Annotated in this window: 16 protein-coding genes; 11 read left to right on the top strand and 5 right to left on the bottom strand. The window is 59.2% G+C overall.

Annotated elements, in window-relative coordinates:
- Positions 1-38: 38 nt before the first annotated feature.
- From ACIPF8_RS00540 to modA, 3 genes are all read right to left on the bottom strand, one after another.
- Entirely contained in the window at positions 39-728 is a 690-nt protein-coding gene (locus ACIPF8_RS00540) for an ABC transporter ATP-binding protein (protein WP_400416473.1), read from the bottom strand.
- 10 nt (positions 729-738) lie between these two features.
- On the bottom strand, positions 739-1422 hold the full coding sequence (gene modB / locus ACIPF8_RS00545; protein WP_400416474.1) for a molybdate ABC transporter permease subunit: 684 nt from the start codon (positions 1420-1422) through the stop codon (positions 739-741).
- 81 nt (positions 1423-1503) lie between these two features.
- On the bottom strand, positions 1504-2265 hold the full coding sequence (modA, locus tag ACIPF8_RS00550; RefSeq protein WP_400416476.1) for a molybdate ABC transporter substrate-binding protein: 762 nt from the start codon (positions 2263-2265) through the stop codon (positions 1504-1506).
- A 276-nt stretch (positions 2266-2541) separates the two neighbouring features.
- Here modA and ACIPF8_RS00555 point away from each other — a divergent pair, with 276 nt between their 5' ends.
- The 5 genes from ACIPF8_RS00555 to ACIPF8_RS00575 all read left to right on the top strand — a co-directional run bounded on the left by ACIPF8_RS00555 (position 2542) and on the right by ACIPF8_RS00575 (position 6803).
- On the top strand, positions 2542-2910 hold the full coding sequence (locus ACIPF8_RS00555; RefSeq protein WP_400416477.1) for a winged helix-turn-helix domain-containing protein: 369 nt from the start codon (positions 2542-2544) through the stop codon (positions 2908-2910).
- Positions 2911-2972: 62 nt separating this feature from the next.
- Positions 2973-4724, top strand: a complete 1752-nt coding sequence (locus ACIPF8_RS00560) for a ClcB-like voltage-gated chloride channel protein (RefSeq protein WP_400416478.1) — start codon at positions 2973-2975, stop codon at positions 4722-4724.
- Between the two features lie 193 nt (positions 4725-4917).
- A complete protein-coding gene (locus ACIPF8_RS00565; RefSeq protein ID WP_400416479.1) occupies positions 4918-5172 on the top strand; it encodes a GlsB/YeaQ/YmgE family stress response membrane protein in 255 nt (84 codons plus the stop codon).
- A gap of 11 nt (positions 5173-5183) precedes the next feature.
- A complete protein-coding gene (locus ACIPF8_RS00570; protein ID WP_400416480.1) occupies positions 5184-5699 on the top strand; it encodes a hypothetical protein in 516 nt (171 codons plus the stop codon).
- 198 nt (positions 5700-5897) lie between these two features.
- Positions 5898-6803 carry a 23S rRNA (adenine(2030)-N(6))-methyltransferase RlmJ gene (locus ACIPF8_RS00575; protein ID WP_400416482.1) on the top strand — a complete coding sequence of 302 codons (906 nt, stop codon included), beginning with the start codon at positions 5898-5900 and terminating at the stop codon, positions 6801-6803.
- Between the two features lie 18 nt (positions 6804-6821).
- Here ACIPF8_RS00575 and msrB read toward each other — a convergent pair whose 3' ends face one another.
- Positions 6822-7310: a peptide-methionine (R)-S-oxide reductase MsrB gene (msrB, locus tag ACIPF8_RS00580; protein WP_400416483.1), complete on the bottom strand. Its 489-nt coding sequence runs from the start codon at positions 7308-7310 to the stop codon at positions 6822-6824.
- Positions 7311-7530: 220 nt separating this feature from the next.
- Here msrB and ACIPF8_RS00585 point away from each other — a divergent pair, with 220 nt between their 5' ends.
- The 3 genes from ACIPF8_RS00585 to pnuC are packed head-to-tail and all read left to right on the top strand — an operon-like array spanning position 7531 to position 11613.
- A complete protein-coding gene (locus ACIPF8_RS00585; protein WP_400416484.1) occupies positions 7531-9771 on the top strand; it encodes a TonB-dependent siderophore receptor in 2241 nt (746 codons plus the stop codon).
- Between the two features lie 19 nt (positions 9772-9790).
- Positions 9791-10999, top strand: coding sequence for a phosphotransferase enzyme family protein (locus ACIPF8_RS00590; protein ID WP_400416485.1), 1209 nt, complete (start codon positions 9791-9793; stop codon positions 10997-10999).
- Positions 10999-11613 (top strand): nicotinamide riboside transporter PnuC, encoded by a 615-nt coding sequence (gene pnuC / locus ACIPF8_RS00595; protein ID WP_400416486.1) that lies wholly within the window; start codon positions 10999-11001, stop codon positions 11611-11613. The genes ACIPF8_RS00590 and pnuC overlap by 1 nt, the downstream gene beginning before the upstream one ends.
- Before the next feature lie 19 nt (positions 11614-11632).
- Here the strand turns inward: pnuC and ACIPF8_RS00600 are convergent, their stop codons facing one another.
- Complete coding sequence (locus ACIPF8_RS00600) at positions 11633-12841, bottom strand: EAL and HDOD domain-containing protein (protein WP_400416488.1); 1209 nt, start codon at positions 12839-12841, stop codon at positions 11633-11635.
- 629 nt (positions 12842-13470) lie between these two features.
- Between ACIPF8_RS00600 and ACIPF8_RS00605 the strand changes: the two genes are divergently transcribed.
- The 3 genes from ACIPF8_RS00605 (at position 13471) to ACIPF8_RS00615 (ending at position 17644) form a co-directional block, all read left to right on the top strand.
- Entirely contained in the window at positions 13471-14001 is a 531-nt protein-coding gene (locus tag ACIPF8_RS00605) for a fimbrial protein (protein WP_400416489.1), read from the top strand.
- Between the two features lie 226 nt (positions 14002-14227).
- Positions 14228-14971 (top strand): molecular chaperone, encoded by a 744-nt coding sequence (locus ACIPF8_RS00610; RefSeq protein WP_400416490.1) that lies wholly within the window; start codon positions 14228-14230, stop codon positions 14969-14971.
- Between the two features lie 93 nt (positions 14972-15064).
- A complete protein-coding gene (locus tag ACIPF8_RS00615) occupies positions 15065-17644 on the top strand; it encodes a fimbria/pilus outer membrane usher protein (protein WP_400416492.1) in 2580 nt (859 codons plus the stop codon).

The raw sequence follows: 17644 nt of genomic DNA on the forward strand, positions 1-17644 counted from the left end.
GCAGAACCGCAAGGTCTGCGCTTTTTTTATATCCGGCTTTATATCCGGCTGTGTATTTGGTCGGGCGTCGCGATCATGCCATCGCGGATTTCAAAGATGGCGTCGCCCAACAGCGCCAGGTCTGCCGGATCGTGGGTGATCACCATCATCGGCACATCGAGGCGCTGCTGCAACTCGGAGAGTTCGCGCCGCATGCGTTCCCGCAAGCCGAGGTCGAGCGCCGAAAACGGTTCGTCGAGCAGCAGGATGTCCGGCTCCAACACCAATGCCCGCGCCAATGCCACGCGTTGCCGCTGGCCGCCGGACAGTTGATGCGGGTAGCTGTTGGCGGTGACGGTCAGTTCGAACAACGCCAGCCATTTCTGTACCGCTGGATGCTGTTGCGGGCGGCGCATGTTGAAGCAGCCGGTACGCAGGCCGAAGGCAACGTTCTGCGCCACGGTCAGGTGCGGAAACAATGCGTAATCCTGGAACAGGTATGCCACCTTGCGCCGTTGCGGCGGCAGGCAAATGCCGGCGGTGCTGTCGAACAGCGTGTTTTGCTTGAGCCGTATCAGGCCCTCGTCAGGAGTCAGCAAACCGGCAAGCGCTTGCAGCGTCAGGCTTTTGCCGGCGCCGGATGGGCCATACAGTACGACGCGATTGCTGTCGGTGCGCAAGGCGATGTCCAGGTTGAAGCCACGTTCTTCAGCTTGCAGATGCTTGCGGATATTGATTTCGATGGTCATCGGTCAGCTTTCACGATGGCCGGCGCTGCTGGTTTTTAGGCATCAGCCAGCCAGCAATGAGCAGCACCACGATACAGGTCACCGAGGTGATCAATACCAGCACATTGGCGGTATTGTCGTCGCCGGCCTGGACCGCTTCATAGATGGCGATCGACAAGGTCTGGGTGCGCCCCGGCAGATTGCCGGCGATCATCAGCGTTGCGCCGAATTCGCCGAGTGCGCGCGCAAATGCCAGCAACACGCCGGCGGTGATGCCTTTGGAGGCCAATGGCAGCGTTACGCGGAAGAACACGCCGGCTTCAGATACGCCCATGACGCGCGCGGCGTTTTCCAATTGCGGGTTGACGTTGTCGAATGCGGCGCGCGCCGATTTAAGGACCAGTGGAAAGGCGACGATGGTGGCGGCAATCACCGCTCCCTGCCAGGTGAATACCAGCTCGATGCCCCATTTTTCCAGCCAGGCGCCGAACACGCCGCGGCGCCCCAGCAGCACCAGCAGGTAATAGCCGAGCACGGTCGGCGGCAGTACCAGCGGCAGGGTCAGGATGGCGTCGACCAGGTCGCGCGCAGAAGAGCGCCAGCGCGATAGCCCATAGGCAGCAGCAACGCCGAGCAGCAGGTTGAGCACGGTGGCCCAGCCTGCGACTTTCAGCGAAAGCCAGAGTGCGACCCAAACGCCGCTCTCGATGTTCATTGATTCTGCTTTCTACTCACCTTGGACGCTGCTCCCGAATGTCCGAATACACCCGAATGACTTGACGATCATACCGCCCAATCAGGGTTTCAGGAAACCGTAGCGCGCCAGCGTGGCTTGGCCAGTCGGCGACAGCACATAGTCGACGAATTTGGCGGCGATATCTGCCTGTTTGCTATTGGAGGTGACGGCGATCGGGTAGGTGACTGCTGTCTGCGACGGTACGCGCAAGGCGACCTTGACCTTGTCCGGCATGATCGCGGCATCGGTTGAAAAGACAAAGCCGGCCTCGACTTCGCCACGCGCGACATAGTCCAGGCTCTGGCGCACGTTCTGCGCCGGTACGCCCTTGGCGGATACCGCATCCCACAATTTTGCGTTCTCCAACGCCGCCTTGGTGTAGCGGCCGACCGGCACCGAGGCCGGATTGCCGTAGGCGATGCGTTTGATCGCCGGCTGGGTCAGGTCTTGCAGCTGTGTGATATGCAATTGGCTGTCGGTTGGCACGATCAGTACGATCTGGTTATTGGCGAAGTTCTTGCGAGTCGCCGGCAACACCGCCTTTTCCGTTTCTGCCTTGTTCATGGCGTCCTGGTCGGCTGAGGCAAATACATCTGCCGGCGCGCCCTTGACGATTTGCTGCAACAGCACATCGGAAGCGGCGAAGTTGAGAATGACCTTGGTGTCCGGATGCTGCGCCTCGAAAGACTGGCCGAGTTCCTTGAAGGCGTTGGTCAGGCTGGCTGCCGCGGAAACGATCAGGTCGGCGGCATGGACTGCCGGGGTCGACAGCAGCAGTGGAATGGCGCAGGCAAGGACTAGGCGTTTAAAACGAGGCGGCATCAAATTATCTCCTGGGCAGCAACGGACAAAAGCGAAATATATGGCAGGATACAGCGAGAGTCAACTCGAAACTGTCCGCTATTCTTATTGCGGCAACCTGTAGGGTGGGCACAAGTGCCCACGCGGAACGTCGCTCAATCGATGAGTGAATTCAACATGGACAGAAAATCTACCCACGCTTCGGACTGTCGGCAGCGAAGCAGCAAACCTGAGAAAGCCCTCCGGTTCTCAATAAAATAGCTGAGTTGCAGCGGCCTCCTTGCTACAATCCCGCTCATGGTAAATTCCAAATCAGTTCGACTCAGGGTGATGCAGGGCGACGCGATTGCGTTCGGTCCGGGCAAGGCGGCATTGTTGCAGGCGATTGCGCAGAACGGTTCGATTTCCGCTGCAGCCCGGGCGCTCGGCATGTCGTATCGCCGCGCCTGGTTGTTGGTGGAAGAGATGAACCACTGCTTTACGCTACCGTTGGTGGCGACCGCGACCGGCGGCGCCAAGGGCGGCGGTGCGCACGTCACCGAGCAAGGACACGACATCGTCAAGCGCTATCTGGCGATGGAGCGCCGCGCGCAAACTGCCGTGGCGGCGGACATGGCCTATTTCGATTCGCTGATGACGGCGCCGGAGGAATCGGCAAGCAACTAACTCTGCCACCGAAAGCGCACTACACACCATACAAACCACGTTTCACTGGCCATCACACACCCATGCTTTTACGTAGCACGCTCCTCCGCTATCGCATCCGCCTACAGCGCATGTTCGGTTTTTCCGAAAGTAACTCGATGCTGCTGTGGGCTGCAGTCGTCGGTTTTCTGGGAGCGTTGGCGACCATTTTTTTCCGCGAATGCATCTACGGCCTGCAAATGCTGCTGACTGGCCATAGCGGCAGCTTTGTCGCGATGGCCAAAAGTTTGCCGTGGTGGTGGCGGCTGTTGCTGCCTGCCGCCGGCGGGCTGGTTGCTGGGGCGATCCTGCTGCTGGCCAAGCGGGTGCCGGCTGCCGCCACTTCCGATTACATGGAAGCGGTGGCGATCGGCGATGGCAACATTCCGGTGCGGCACAGCTTGCTGCGCAGCCTGTCGTCGCTGGCAACCATTGTCTCTGGCGGTTCGATCGGGCGCGAAGGGTCGATGGTGCAGTTGTCGGCGCTGGCGGCTTCGCTGGTCGGCCGCATCACCCATTTCAATCCGGCTCGCTTGCGCCTGCTGGTAGCTTGCGGCGCGGCGGCGGGGATTACCTCGGCCTACAACGCGCCGATTGCCGGCGCCTTCTTTGTCACTGAAATCGTGCTGGGCGCGATCGTGATGGAAAGCTTCGGGCCGGTGGTGGTGGCTTCAGTGGTCGCCAACATCACGATGCGCGAGTTGCCAGGTTACCGGCCGGCCTACGAGATGCCGCCATTCCCGCCGATTGCCGGCATCGAGATCTTGTGGTTCGTACTGCTCGGCATCATGGCCGGCGCGGCGGCGCCGCAGTTCCTGCGTCTGCTCGGTTTTTCCAAAGATCTGTTCAAAAAAACCGGTTTGCCGCTGCCGCTGCGGCTGGGCCTGGGCGGTTTACTCGTCGGCCTGATTTCAATCTGGATGCCGGAAGTGTGGGGCAATGGTTACAGCGTGGTCAATTCGCTGCTGCACACGCCCTGGCTCTGGTGGAGCGTGCTGGTGGTGTTGGTCCTGAAAGTCGTGGCGACTGCGATTACGACCGGTTCCGGCGCCATCGGCGGTATTTTCACGCCGACGCTGTTTGTCGGCGCCGCCATCGGTTACCTGTTCGGCCAGGCGTTGCATGTGCTGCTGCCGGGGACGACTTCGGCGCCGTTTGCTTTCGCCATGGTCGGCATGGGAGCCTTCCTGGCGGCGGCCACCAGTGCGCCGCTGATGGCGATCCTGATGATTTTCGAGATGACGCTGAGTTACCAGGTGGTGCTGCCGCTGATGTTGTCCTGTGTGGTGGCTTACTTTATCTCGCGCAGCATCAATGGCGCTTCGATGTACGACATCACCATCAAGCGCAATCGCGATGCGCAGGAGCGCGTCAAGCTGCGCGGCATTCACATGAGCGAGTTGATCCGGCCGGCGCAGACGGTGCTGCCGATGGATGCATCGTTCGCCGAGATCAGCGGCATGTTCCTGAAGTATCCGGTCAAGTACATTTATATCGTCGACCAGAAAAATCGCTATTGCGGCGTGGTTGCTTTGCAGGACATCACCTCCTGCCTGCTGGACAAGAGTGATACCGAGCAGCGCCGGGCGGCGGATTTCCTGCGGCGCGAATTCCTGCACGTGGTGACGCCAGAAATGTCGCTGGGGGAAGCGTTGCAATCCTTCCTCGATCATCAGGGCGAACGCCTGCCGGTGGTGCGCAGCAAGAACGACCCGGAATTGCTCGGCGCCGTCTACAAAACCTCGCTGCTGGATGCTTACTTCCGCCTGGATCGCTCGCAGGAATTGCACGCCTAGCGGCAAGTGCACGGAGTTATTGTTCTTTCGTCATTTCATTTGACGATTCCACGAGAATAATTTACAAAAAATTACTTATCGAGTGCGCCGTATCTGCGAGGATTGCACTATATTGGTCGGCGGGCCTTCCTGTTTTCAAGCGGCAAATGATTGGCCTATTGATAATAGTCAAAATCAACTCAGAGGAGCGGCAATGGATATTCTGTGGACAATCATCGTGGGTTTTATTGTCGGTGTGATCGCTAAATTCCTGCATCCGGGGCGCGAGAACATGGGCTTTATCGTGACGACTTTGCTGGGTATTGCGGGTTCTTTCCTGGCTGGCTATGTCGGCCAGGCTCTCGGTTGGTATCACGCAGGGCAGGGCGCAGGCTTCATCGGTTCCATCGTTGGTGCTTTCGTGCTGCTGCTGATTTACGGGTTTGTCAAAGGCAAGGCGGCTAGCTGATGTTGGAGCGCATGCGCGGGAAGAAAAATCAACGCAGCACCGAGGTGCTGCTGCCGGAGACTGAGCATGCGCTGCAGGCGGTGCGCCAGCGCTGTCGGCAGATGGTGGCGCGCAAGGCGCTGCTGTCGGCCGGCGCCTCGGCGTTGCCGATCATGGGAGTCGACATTGCGGTCGATATTCATTTGCTGTCGCGGCTGATCGAAGACATCAATGCCGAATTCGGCCTGACCCCAGAGCAAATCGAAAAACTCCATCCCAAACTCAAGGTGGCGACCTACAGCACCATCGTCGGCCTCGGCAGTACGCTGGTCGGGCGGGTAGTGACGCGCGAAGTCCTGCTGAAGCTGCTGACGCGCAGCGGCGTCAAGCTGGTTTCCAAGAACGCCACCCGGCTGGTGCCGATTGCCGGCCAGATGGTGTCGGCGGCGATCGGCTTCTCGGCCTTCCGGGCCGTCGGCAACCGGCATATCGACGCCTGCGTCAAGGTTGCGGAAGAGATGCTCAAAGTGCAAGCTGCGGCTGAATAGTCTTGCTCGCCAGTCATCAAAACTCTGCGGCGATGGCTGCAATGATAGAATGCGGGTCGTTTGCAGGTGCCAGCACCGCGCACGACCATCTCACCCCGTTCCTGCATCGACCACGCCAGCGCCCCTAATCTGCGCGCTTGCCGCTGCGGTCTTTGATGTAGAGTGGGGCAAAACCACTTCACCACGATAGAGTTTCTTATGTTGAGTTACCGCCATGCCTTCCATGCGGGCAATCATGCCGATGTGCTCAAGCACCTGGTTACCATCCAGCTATTGCGTTACCTGGGCCAGAAGGATACGTCCTACATGGTCATCGATACCCATGCCGGCGCTGGCGTCTACGCGCTGGATGGCGGCTATGCATCGAAAAACGCCGAGTACGAAACCGGCATCAGCCGTCTCTGGGACCGCAAGGACCTGCCGCCGGCAGTCGCCGAATACGTGGACGTGGTGCGCCAGCTCAATCCGGACGGCAAGCTGCGCTACTATCCCGGCTCGCCATATTGCGCCGATGCAGTGATGCGCGAGCAGGACCGTCTGCGCCTGTTTGAACTGCACCCGAGCGATGGCAAGATCCTGACCGACAATTTCCGCCGTCTCGAAGCCGAACGCGAGCGTGGCAGTGGTCGCGGCAAGCGCGTGATGATCACGCAAGGTGACGGCTTTCTCGGCCTGAAAGCCCTGTTGCCGCCGCCATCGCGCCGTGGCCTGGTATTGATCGATCCGCCTTATGAGGTGAAGGAAGACTACCGGCACGTCAAGAACACGATTGAAGATGCGCTGATCCGTTTCTCGACCGGTACCTACGCTGTCTGGTATCCGTTGCTGAACCGCATGGAATCGCGCCAGATGCCGGACAAGCTCAAACGCATGAAAGCCAATGGCTGGCTCAACGTGACGCTGACGGTACGCACACCGTCGCCGGACGGCTTCGGCTTGCACAGCAGCGGCATGTTCGTGATCAATCCGCCGTGGACGCTGGAGCCGATGCTCAAAGAGTTGATGCCGTACCTGGTGAAAACCCTGGGAACGGACTCCGGCGCCGGCTTTACGCTGGAGTCGGGACAAACCAGGGCGGTCGATACCGGCACCCGGCGCGTGTAGAAAGGCGAGTAACGGGCCCTAGACTTCGGGCCTGAATTTCAGCACCGCCCCATTCATGCAATAGCGCAAGCCGGTGGGTTTCGGACCATCGTCAAACACGTGGCCCAGATGGCCGCCGCAGCGGTGGCAATGCACTTCGGTGCGGGACATGCCGAATGTGCTGTCGCTCCTGGTGGCGATTGCATTGGGCAACGGCTGCCAGAAGCTGGGCCAGCCGGTGCCGCTGTCGTACTTGGTCTTGGACGAAAAATTCGTCAGATCGCAACCGGCGCAGGAGAATGTGCCTGGACGTTTTTCATGGTCAAGCGGACTGCTGAAAGGGCGCTCGGTGCCTTCCTGGCGCAGGATCGCATACTGGATTGCGGTCAGGCGTCGCTTCCATTCCGCGTCGGTGTACACGACTTCAAACACTTCGGCAGCAGCGCTGCGCCGGCCCAGGCCCTGCAACAACCCGCCCGTCAGCAGCGCCGCGCCAGCCCTCAAGATTGCATTGCGTCGGGTAACCATGGCAGCACTCCTTTCGTTTTAAACCGGCATTACTGAGTTATACGGCCAGGAATGTCGTCCGGATGCAAAAGGGCGGTATGGCCTGTGCTTTATTACAATCTAATCAAAAAGACGGATAATGCGAATCCTTGTTGCGAATCCTTGTTGAATTACATCCGCATTTTCAGGCTCATCAATGTGCATATTGATTGTTTGATATGCCATTAACCGCATCAAAATAATGATAAATACAAAAGATTTTTTCCCCGCAAGCAATGGCGGGTTGCCCGTGCATACCAAACGAAAATTGCTGATCACGCTGATAGCGGCGGCCACCGCCCACATGGCGCAGGCACAGAGCGTTGACGATCAAAAAGAGTCGAAAACAGCGGTCGATGCGACCATGCCGACCATTACCGTCACCGGTTCCGGCCCGGCTCCCGACAGTTATCGCAGGAACACGGCGTCGATTGCCACCTTCGGCGACGCATCCTTGCTTGATACGCCGTCATCGATTTCGGTCATTACCCGCGCTCAACTCGATGACCAGCAATCGCGGCTGCTGAGCGAAGTGGTGCGCAACGACGCCTCGGTCGGGGATAACTACGCGCCGGTCGGCTACTACGAAAATTTCATGATCCGCGGTTTTTCGCTGGACCTGGCTTCCAGTTACCAGATCAATGGCATGAGCATCGCGGGTGAGCAAAACGTGGCGCTGGAAAACAAGGAAAGCGTTGAAATCCTGAAGGGGTTGGCGGGCTTGCAGAGCGGCATGGCAGCGCCCGGCGGGCTGGTCAACTACGTAACCAAGCGGCCAGCCGATGTGCGCTCAGTGACGCTGGAAACCGATTCGCGCGGTTCGCGCTATCTGGCGGCCGATATCGGCACCTTGTTCGGTGAGCAGAAGCAGTTCGGCATCCGCATCAATGCCGCGCACGAAGACTTGCATTCCTATGTCAATAACGCCGATGGCGAGCGCAGCTTCGCTTCGCTGGCGGCCGACTGGAAAATCTCGTCGCAGGCGCGCCTGCAATTCGATGCCGAATACCAGCATCGCGAGCAGCGCTCGGCGCCTGGCTATCAACTGTTGGGCGGCACCGTTGTGCCGACCAATGTGTCGCCCAGCACGCTGCTCGGCGCGCAGCCTTGGGCCAAGCCGGTCACCATCAATTCCGTCAATATGAATCTGCGCCTCGATCTCGACCTGACACCGGACTGGCGGGCCTCTGTGGCTGCCAGCCGCAGCCGGGTTGTGATCGACGACAATTCGGCCTTTCCATACGGTTGCGGCTACGGCACGACCTGCGGCGAGGGTGGAACGCCGGCGCGCTATTTCAGCGCCAACGGCGATTTCGATATCTATGATTACCGCTTCCCCGACGATACGCGGCGCAATGACCAGTTGCAGGCAACCCTGCAAGGCAAAGTGGCTACTGGAAAAATCAGCCATGACCTGACTTTCGGCGCCAGCATGTTCCGCCGCACCGTGTCGCAAAGCGATGGCGTCAATGAATATGTCGGCAGCGACAATATCTACAACCCGAACCCGATCGTCTATGCACCGTCGCCGCTGACGCCTGACGCATCCTACCTGCGCCTGGACAGCCGGCAAAAGGCACTGTTTGCCGTCGATCGCATCAGTTTGACGCCGCAATGGCAATTGATCGCCGGCGCACGCCAGGTGTGGGTCAACGAGCGCGCACTTGATAACACCGGCGCGGCGACGCGCACTACCGACAAGACCTTGCTGCTGCCGCAAGTGGCGCTGGTCTACAAGCCGCAAGCGGATCTGTCGCTGTACACCAGCTACAGCAAGGGCCTGACGATGGGCGGGCAGGCGCCATGGTGGACCGAGAACGCCTATGCGTTCCTGCCGCCGACCGTTTCGCGTCAGATCGAAGCCGGTGTCAAATACGACTGGCGCGACCAGCTCAGTCTGAGCGCGGCGGTTTTCCAGATGACCAAGCCCTATGAATATCCGAAGCCGGACGAGAATGGTTTCACCTATACCCAGCAAGGCACGGAAACCCACAAGGGCATCGAATTGAGCGCCGCCGGCCAGGTCAGCAAGCAATTGCGGCTGACCGCCAGCCTGGCCTTCATCCAGGCGCAGGCAAACGATACTGGTACGCCAGCCTATGATGGCCACCAGGTAATCAATGTGCCGCGCTGGCGCGCCGCCGTGTACGCCGCCTATGCGTTGCCGAATGTCACCGGCCTGAGCCTGCTCGGCGGCTGGCAATACAGCGCCAGCAAGGCAGCGACCCGCGAAGGCGACGTCAGCGTGCCAGCGTATTCGCTGTTCAATGCCGGGTTGCGCTACAAGACCAGCTGGTCGGGACATCCAACCACTATCCGCCTGAGCGTGGATAATCTGTTCGACAAGCGTTACTGGAAGGATGTCGGCGAATACATCGGCGACGGTTACCTGCACCTTGGCGCGCCGCGCACTGCGCGATTGTCGCTCCAGTACGACTTCTAATCCGCATGGGGATGCAGGCATGAGCGAGGAAAACCGAGACCCCGGCGCGACGCCGCCTGTCCTGAGCCATGGGATGGGCCTGGAGGTGGTCGCGCCGAGCTGGCCGTCGCTGACCTTGGAAGAGGTGGCGCAGCTGTTGCGCCACTATCCGCAGGTTGGCGCGGTGACGCGGCTGACGTGGCATAGCCCGCGGCCGTTTTCCAGCGCCTGTGTCGTCGATACCGCATCCGGCCCGCTGTTCGTCAAGCGCCTGCTGCGCGAGATCCGGACTGCCGACGAGCTGGCGGAAGAGCATCGCTTCATGGCGCACCTGCGGCAGCGCGGGTTTGCTGCCAGCATCGTGTTGCATACCGCCGATGGCCGCAGTGCACATGCCGAAGGCGAATGGACCTATGAGGTGCATCGTCTCGGCCAGGGCATCGACCGCTATCGCGACGCCACCTCATGGACGCCGTTTGCCAATTGCGCCGATGCGGCCGCGGCAGGCGCCGCCTTGGCGCGCTTGCATCTCGCTGCACGCGGTTACGATGCGCCGGCGCGCGGCGTAAAACTGCTGGCATCCGGCTTTACCTTGTTCCATGCGGACGAACCGCAGGAAGTGCTGTCGCGCATGCAGCGCTACATCGAACAGCGCCCAGCGCTGACCGATTACCTGGCGACACGCGATTGGCGCCGTGACGTGACGCAGGCATTGCTGCCGTTCCATGCGCAGTTGCGTCCGCTGTTGCACGGCTTGCAACCACTCTGGACGCATAACGACTGGCACGCCTCCAACTTGCTGTGGCAAGGCACGGAAGCGGCGCCGGCGGTGGCGACGGTAGTCGATTTCGGGTTGTCCGACCGTACCTGCGCGGTCTATGACCTGGCCATTGCAATCGAACGCAACATCATCGAATGGCTGGCGCTGCCGCAGCAACCGGACAATCAAAGGCCGCTGGTGCATATCGACCAGCTGGATGCGATGCTGGACGCCTACCAGGCGCTGGCACCATTGTCGGCACTTGAGGCGCAAGCCTTGCCGGCCTTGCTGCCGCTGGTGCACGCCGAATTCGCGCTGTCCGAGCTGGCGTATTTCCACGGCGTGCAGCAATCCGCGGAGAATGCAGCGCTCGCCTACGATACGTATTTTCTCGGACACGCCGAGTGGTTCAACAGCGACGCCGGGCATTATCTACTGGCGCATTTGCGGCAATGGGCCGCCGGTCTTGCCAATCCCAAGGAATCTTGATGTCAGCTCTGGAAATCGTCGCCGTTATCGTCAGCGCACTGGCCGTCTGGCTGACTGCGCGCCGCCATTTGTGGTGCTGGCCGATCGGCCTGGTGTCGGTGCTGCTGTATGCGCGCATCTTTTTCGAAGCCAAGCTGTATTCGGACCTGCTGCTGCAGTTGATCTTTGCCGTCATGCAGTTGTACGGCTGGTGGCAATGGCACAAGGCGAACACTGAGCAGCATGAAATCCTGCCGCAACGGCTGCCGCTATCTGGCTGGATCAGCGGCATGCTGATCGGCGCCGCAGGCAGCGTCTTGCTCGGTTATGTGATGGCACGGTTTACCGATGCCCACATCCCGTGGCTCGACTCGGCACTGACGGGTTTCAGCCTGGTGGCGCAATTCTGGATGGCGCGCAAGTACGTCGCCAACTGGTGGTTGTGGATTGCCGTCGATATCATCTATGTCGGCGTGTATATCTACAAGGATCTGTACCTGACAGCGGGTTTGTACGCCGGATTCATTGTGCTGGCGATCATCGGCCTGCGCAACTGGCAGCGCCAGCTGGCGCTGTACGAGCGTGCCGCCGGCGAGCGGCACGCGTTGGATAGTCAACAGCCCGGCACCGTCTAGGGCGACGGCGAAAGCTTCTTTACATACCCAGGTTCTGGGCCCAGGCCAGCGCCGAAAGATGGGCGGCGTTGACTTCGGTCGGGCTGATCTTCAACGACGAAGACAACGGCCCGATCAACGGTGAATTCAGCTCGCAAGCCTCGGCCAGCGCCACATAAGGGCCGTACGGTCCGCTGCGCGTCAGCAAGGCTGCGGCCACATCATCCGACAGCTTGATGCTGGCCAGCACCTCATCCATGCTGACGCCAAGCAGGCGATCCAGCAATGAAAAAATCCCCGCCACGAACAGGTTCTCCGATTCGCCTTTGGGCAGGTGCTGCTGGCCGAGCAATTCGGAGAAGCGGCCACGGATGATCGCTGTTTCCATCAGCACCGGCGAGTAGCCACTGCTGCTGGCGGTAGCCAACAACAGCGACAGCCACTGGAACAAGGCCTCATACCCGAGCAGCGCCAGCGCCGAGCGCAACGACTGCACCTCGGTTTTTAATCCGAATGCGGCCGAATTGATGAAGCGCAGTAATTCATACGACAAACCGGGATCGCGCTTGAAGACTTCTTCGATTTTTTGAATGCTCTCGTTTTGGCCGACCATGTTCATGATCTGCACGATGATCTGTTGCGCCGGGTTCAATCCTTTGGGCCGATTTCCCGCGCGCGGCGTCAGGTGCAGCTTGCCGACAAACGCATCCAGGCCGAGCATGGCGCAGGCGTCGTAATCCTGCCAGGTGGTGACCGGCCGTCCCAGCATGCGTACCGACGATTTCTTGAAAGCCGCGTAGCGCCTGGCTTGTGCCGCAAAATCCCCGGCCGAAAAGCGCACTTCGACGTGCGATATCTCGGGCAGCAACTGTTCTTTCACCACATCGGCGCCGCGCAGCGAAACGCCATAGCCCTCAGCGCGCAATGCCTTGAGCGCACTTAACGTATCGGGATCAGCCAGGTCGGCGCTGTGAAGCGTCAGCACGGTGCTCGCGGCTGGAATCCGCTTGATCGCATCGCCCCGGAGCAGGGCTGGCGACGCTTCCAGAAACAAAATCTTGTCGCCCAACAGCCAGCCATCTCTTTTGCTGGTCAGTTGATCTGCGACGAAGGCCAGCAGAGCATTCAGCTCGGCCTCGCTGGCTTGCACGCCGTCGCTGCCGCCTTGTTGCCAGGCCAGGTCATAACCGACAACGCGCTGTTTCGGATCAAGCAGTGGTTCTCGAACAATGAAGTTTTCGTTACTCATCTTGGATTTTTTGTGGGTGATGGTTGGATAGGGCAGCTCAGGCTGTCTCAGGCAGGGGAGTTGAGCGCCGCGTTTGGGAAACCGGAAATGCAAAGCGATAACGCTTGCCGCGAGCATATTGAGGCGGCTGCTTCAATTGACATGGTCGTTTCCCTCCGCGTTGCAAGATCAAAATCCCCTGATCCGTGTTAACGGCGATTTGGCTGAAAAGTTAAGGGCAATTGATGTACTGATCTTGCGATGACGGTCTGGCGAACATTGGTTGTTGTTTGTTTGTTACAAAACGTAACCATATTTTTGTTTTTTGCGGGAAATATTCTTTGGGTCAATATTTCGTTGCAATGGTTGTTTTTTCTTTTCTTTTTTCTGGAGACTGGCCGGAAAGCCAAGCTGGCATTGGAGTTTTTGATTGTTATTAAACGTTTTTAAATGAGCGAAACGAGGTAAAAATGCCCGAATTCGCCCTCATATTTTTGTTAATGAGAAATTAATAACAATTGGCAATTGTCAAACATTGTTATAACTGTATTTTTGTAAATTTATACCCTTAGAATGTGTCTCGCCGTGTTGGCAATTCATTAACTTGAATAAAACCTTCAACTTTATAACTAAGGGTAAAAATGAAACAAATGACTATCGCTAAACTGGTTGCAGTTGCTGCTGCAGGTCTGTTGTCCCAAGCGGCTTTCGCTGACGGCGGCACGGTCAACTTCAACGGCCAGATCGTTGATTCCCCATGCTCGATCGATCCATCCAGCCAAAACATCACAGTGCCGATGGGTACTGTTTCGCGCGCAGTATTGAACGGCGCAGCAGGCAAGAAGGCAACGCCATCGAAGTTTCAGATCCTGTTGACCAACTGCGGCGCTACTGCCAAAGGCGCAACCGTGACTTTCACCGGCACAACCGATGCCAACGTGACTGACGACCTGGCTCTGGCAAACGCCGGCCAAGTTGGCGTGACTACAGCGACTGGCGTGGCCATCGAACTGGGTGACTCCGCCGGCACCAAGGTTCCTGTCGGTTCGGCATCGGGCACCTACGTTCTGGGCCTGGGCAACAACCCGCTGAATTTCCAAGCTACTTACGTGTCGACCGGTCCTGCAGTCACTGTCGGTCCAGCCAACTCCACAGCGCAGTTCGTTGTTACCTACCTGTAATCAACGCGCTTCCGCACACATCCTGAATCGGCATTAAGCGGTTTCGCCTTGTTTGGCGGGATGTGCACCTGGCGCGCGTTACTGCCAGGTTTTAAGGATGTGCCGGCATGCCGAAACGCAAGCGCATGCCGGCCGTCATTTTCCCCTTGCCAATGCATCAATTTGTGAGCACGCGCTGCTTGCTTAGAAATTTGTGCATAGGACATTTTGATAGACGAGGTTTTCCATGTTGAACAAACGACTCATTATTTCCGCCGTCTTCGGCTGCGTGTTGGCCGCATGCGCACTGGCGGCAAGCGCCAGCGTGATGCTGGGCGGCACCCGCGTGATCATTGGCGAGAAAGACCGGCAGGCGTCGATCCCACTCAAAAACACCGGCAGCTCGCCCTATGTGGTGCAGACCTGGATTGATGCTGGCGAAGGCAAAAACAAGGCGCCGCTGCTGGTGACGCCGCCTTTATCGCGGCTCGATCCGGGAGCGGAAAACATCCTGCGCATCGTGCGCATCTCCAACGATTTGCCGAGCGACCGTGAATCGGTGTTCTGGCTCAACGTCAAGGAAATCCCGGAAAAATCGGACCAGCCGAATGTGCTGCAAATCGCGGTGCGTACCCGTATCAAGGTGTTCTACCGGCCGGCGGGCCTGGCCGGCAAGCCGGATGAGGCGCGCAGCTTGATCACGCTGGCCGTGGTGCCGGGTGAGGACGGCAAAGGCGCTGCGCTGCGCGTCAACAATCCGAGCGCATACAACATCACCTTTACCGGCTTCAAGATCAACGGCGGCAAGGAACAGACCAAGGCCGGCATGGTGCCGGCATTCGGCGCAATGGATTTCCCGCTGACGGCGATCAGCAGCCTGCAGCCGGTCGATGTCAGCTACACCACCATCAATGACTACGGCGGAGAAACGCCGGAAGTTGTGACCAAGGCTGCGGTGGCAAGCGCCACGCCGGCAGTCGTCGGTAAATAAGCGCGCTGTTGCTACGGGCAGCAGCCGGCAACACCTACTCCTGTCATGGCAAAAGAATCTGTCGCGCAAGGCAGAAATAACGGAAGGAACGCAGTGATCAGATCGTCACATCAACGCAAGCCGGTACGACTGGCATTGTCCGCGATTACGCTGGCTGTGCTGGCGCAACTAGCTCAATCGGCGCATGCGCAGGGGCCGTCGGGTTCGGTATTCAACGAGGAGTTCTTGAATATCGGCGGCGAGCAAAGCCGTGCCGACTTGTCATTGTTCGCGTTCGGCAATCGTGTCCTGCCTGGCAATTATCTGGTTGACGTCAACCTGAATGAAAGCGGCATCGGCCAAAGCCAGGTCGATTTTGTCGACAAGGGCGACGGCAAGAATGCGCAGCCTTGCCTGACGCGCGCCATGCTGGACGGATGGGGCGTCAAGGTCGAAGTGTTTCCGGCGCTGATGGCGGCCGGCGATCAATGTGTCGACCTGGCGCAAGCGATTCCCGGTTCCAGCGTCTCTTTCGATGGCGAAAAACTACGCCTGTTCGTCAGCATTCCACAGGCCGCCATGAAGCGCCAGGCGCGCGGCGCCATCAGTCCTGACAAATGGGACAAGGGCATCAATGTCGCGATGCTGGATTATCAGATTTCGGCGGCGCGCTATGACGGCGGCAACAATGCCTCCAGCACGATGAACAACAGCATTACCGAATTCAACGCTAACCCTAGCGCTACCACGCCAGCGCGCAACACCTTGTATGCCGGCCTGCGCGGCGGCTTTAACCTGGGCGACTGGCGCTTCCGCAATTTTTCGACCTATAACCGCGGCGTCGACGGCGAAGGCCATTGGCAGTCGGTGACTTCCTATTTGCAGCGCGATATCGCTTCGCTCGGCGGCCAGTTGACCATCGGCGACAGCACCACGCCAGGCAATTTCTTTGATGCTTTCCAGTTCCGCGGCGTGCAACTGGCATCTGATGACGGCATGCTGCCCGATAGCCAGCAAGGCTATGCGCCGACCATCCGCGGCGTGGCGCAAACCAACGCGCGCGTCACCGTGCGCCAGAACGGTTTCGTGGTGTACAGCACTTATGTCGCACCTGGTCCGTTTGTACTGGATGACTTGTACCCGACCTCTACCAGCGGCGATCTGGAAGTTACGATTACTGAAGCCGACGGCCGTGAAACCAAGTTTCGGCAGGCATTCTCCGCTGTGCCGACCTTGTTGCGCGATGGCGCCTGGCGCTACAGCGTGACCGGCGGCCAGTATCGCAACGGTTATTCCACCGTAAGCACAGGTTCCGGCAACGCCAAGCCGAATTTCGTGCAGGGCACGCTAGCGCGCGGCCTCGGCCGGGAGTATTCGGTGTACGGCGGCATGATCGCTTCCGATGTCTATCAGTCCATATTGTTCGGTGCCGGCAAGAACTTGCGCGACTTCGGCGCGATTTCTGCGGACTTGTCGCAAGCGCACACCAAGGGGCAATTCAACCAGAGTTATGACGGTCAGTCATTGCGCTTCCTGTACGCCAAATCGTTTGAGAATTACGGCACCAGCGTGCGCATGGCTGGTTATCGCTATTCCACCGGAGGCTTCCGCACTTTCCAGGAAGCGGCGCAGATGCAGGACCTGCAGAATGGCCAGACGCTCAACAACCGGCGCAATCAGGTGCGCCTGGAGCTGGCGCAGCAATTGGGCAGCAGGGGCGGCACCGCCTATGCATCGATCCAGCAGCAAAGCTATTGGGGCACCGATCAGAAAGACCGCTTGATGCAGATCGGTTACTCCAATTTCTACAAGCAGTTCAGCTACAGCATCTTTTATAACTACAGCACCAACCTGAACGGTCCTTCGAACCGCCAGTTGATGGCGACGCTGTCGATTCCGCTGGGCGATACCCGCTCCTATGCGCGTTACACGGTGGCCAAGGGCAACAACGGCGAACTGACCCAGCAAGCCAGCGTCTATGGCTCGGCACTGGACGATGGCCGCCTGACCTACAACGTCACGGCCGCGCATTCGAATCAGAGCGACAACAGCGGCAGCGCCTCTGCCAGCTACCTGGCGCAATACGGTCGGGTCGATTTCGGCCGCGCGCAGGGCTCCGGCTATGGCCAGACTACGTTGGGTCTGGCAGGCGGATTGGTGGCGCATGGCGGTGGCGTGACCTTGTCGCAGCCTTTGGGAGAAACCATGGCGCTGGTGGAAGCGCCGGACGCCGCCAATGTTGGTTTCGAAGTCTATCCGGGTGTTCGCACCGATAGCCATGGCAACGCTGTCCTGGCCAATCTGAGCCCATATCGCGTCAACCGTCTGGCTGTGCGCACCGAGGATCTGGGCGACAGCATCGAGATCAAGAATGCCGCGCTGGACGTGGTGCCAACTCGCGGCGCAGTGGTGCTGGCGAAATTCGAAACCTCGATCGGCTTGCGCATCATGCTGAACCTGAGCGACAAGGGCGGCAGGCCGTTGCCGTTCGGCGCCAAGGTCGATAACGAGCAGGGACAGGAAATGGGCATCGTTGGCAGCGAGGGCCAGACCTTCATTACCGGCGCCAAGGAAAGCGGCGTATTGAACGTCAAGTGGGGGCAGGGCGCCGCAGAACAGTGCAGCGTCAAGTACCAACTGCCGCTCGAGAAGAGTCCGGCGCCGATTCGCGAACTTAACGCACAGTGTGAGTAA

The organism is Collimonas sp. NPDC087041 (assembly GCF_044745265.1).
Classification (GTDB): domain Bacteria; phylum Pseudomonadota; class Gammaproteobacteria; order Burkholderiales; family Burkholderiaceae_D; genus Collimonas.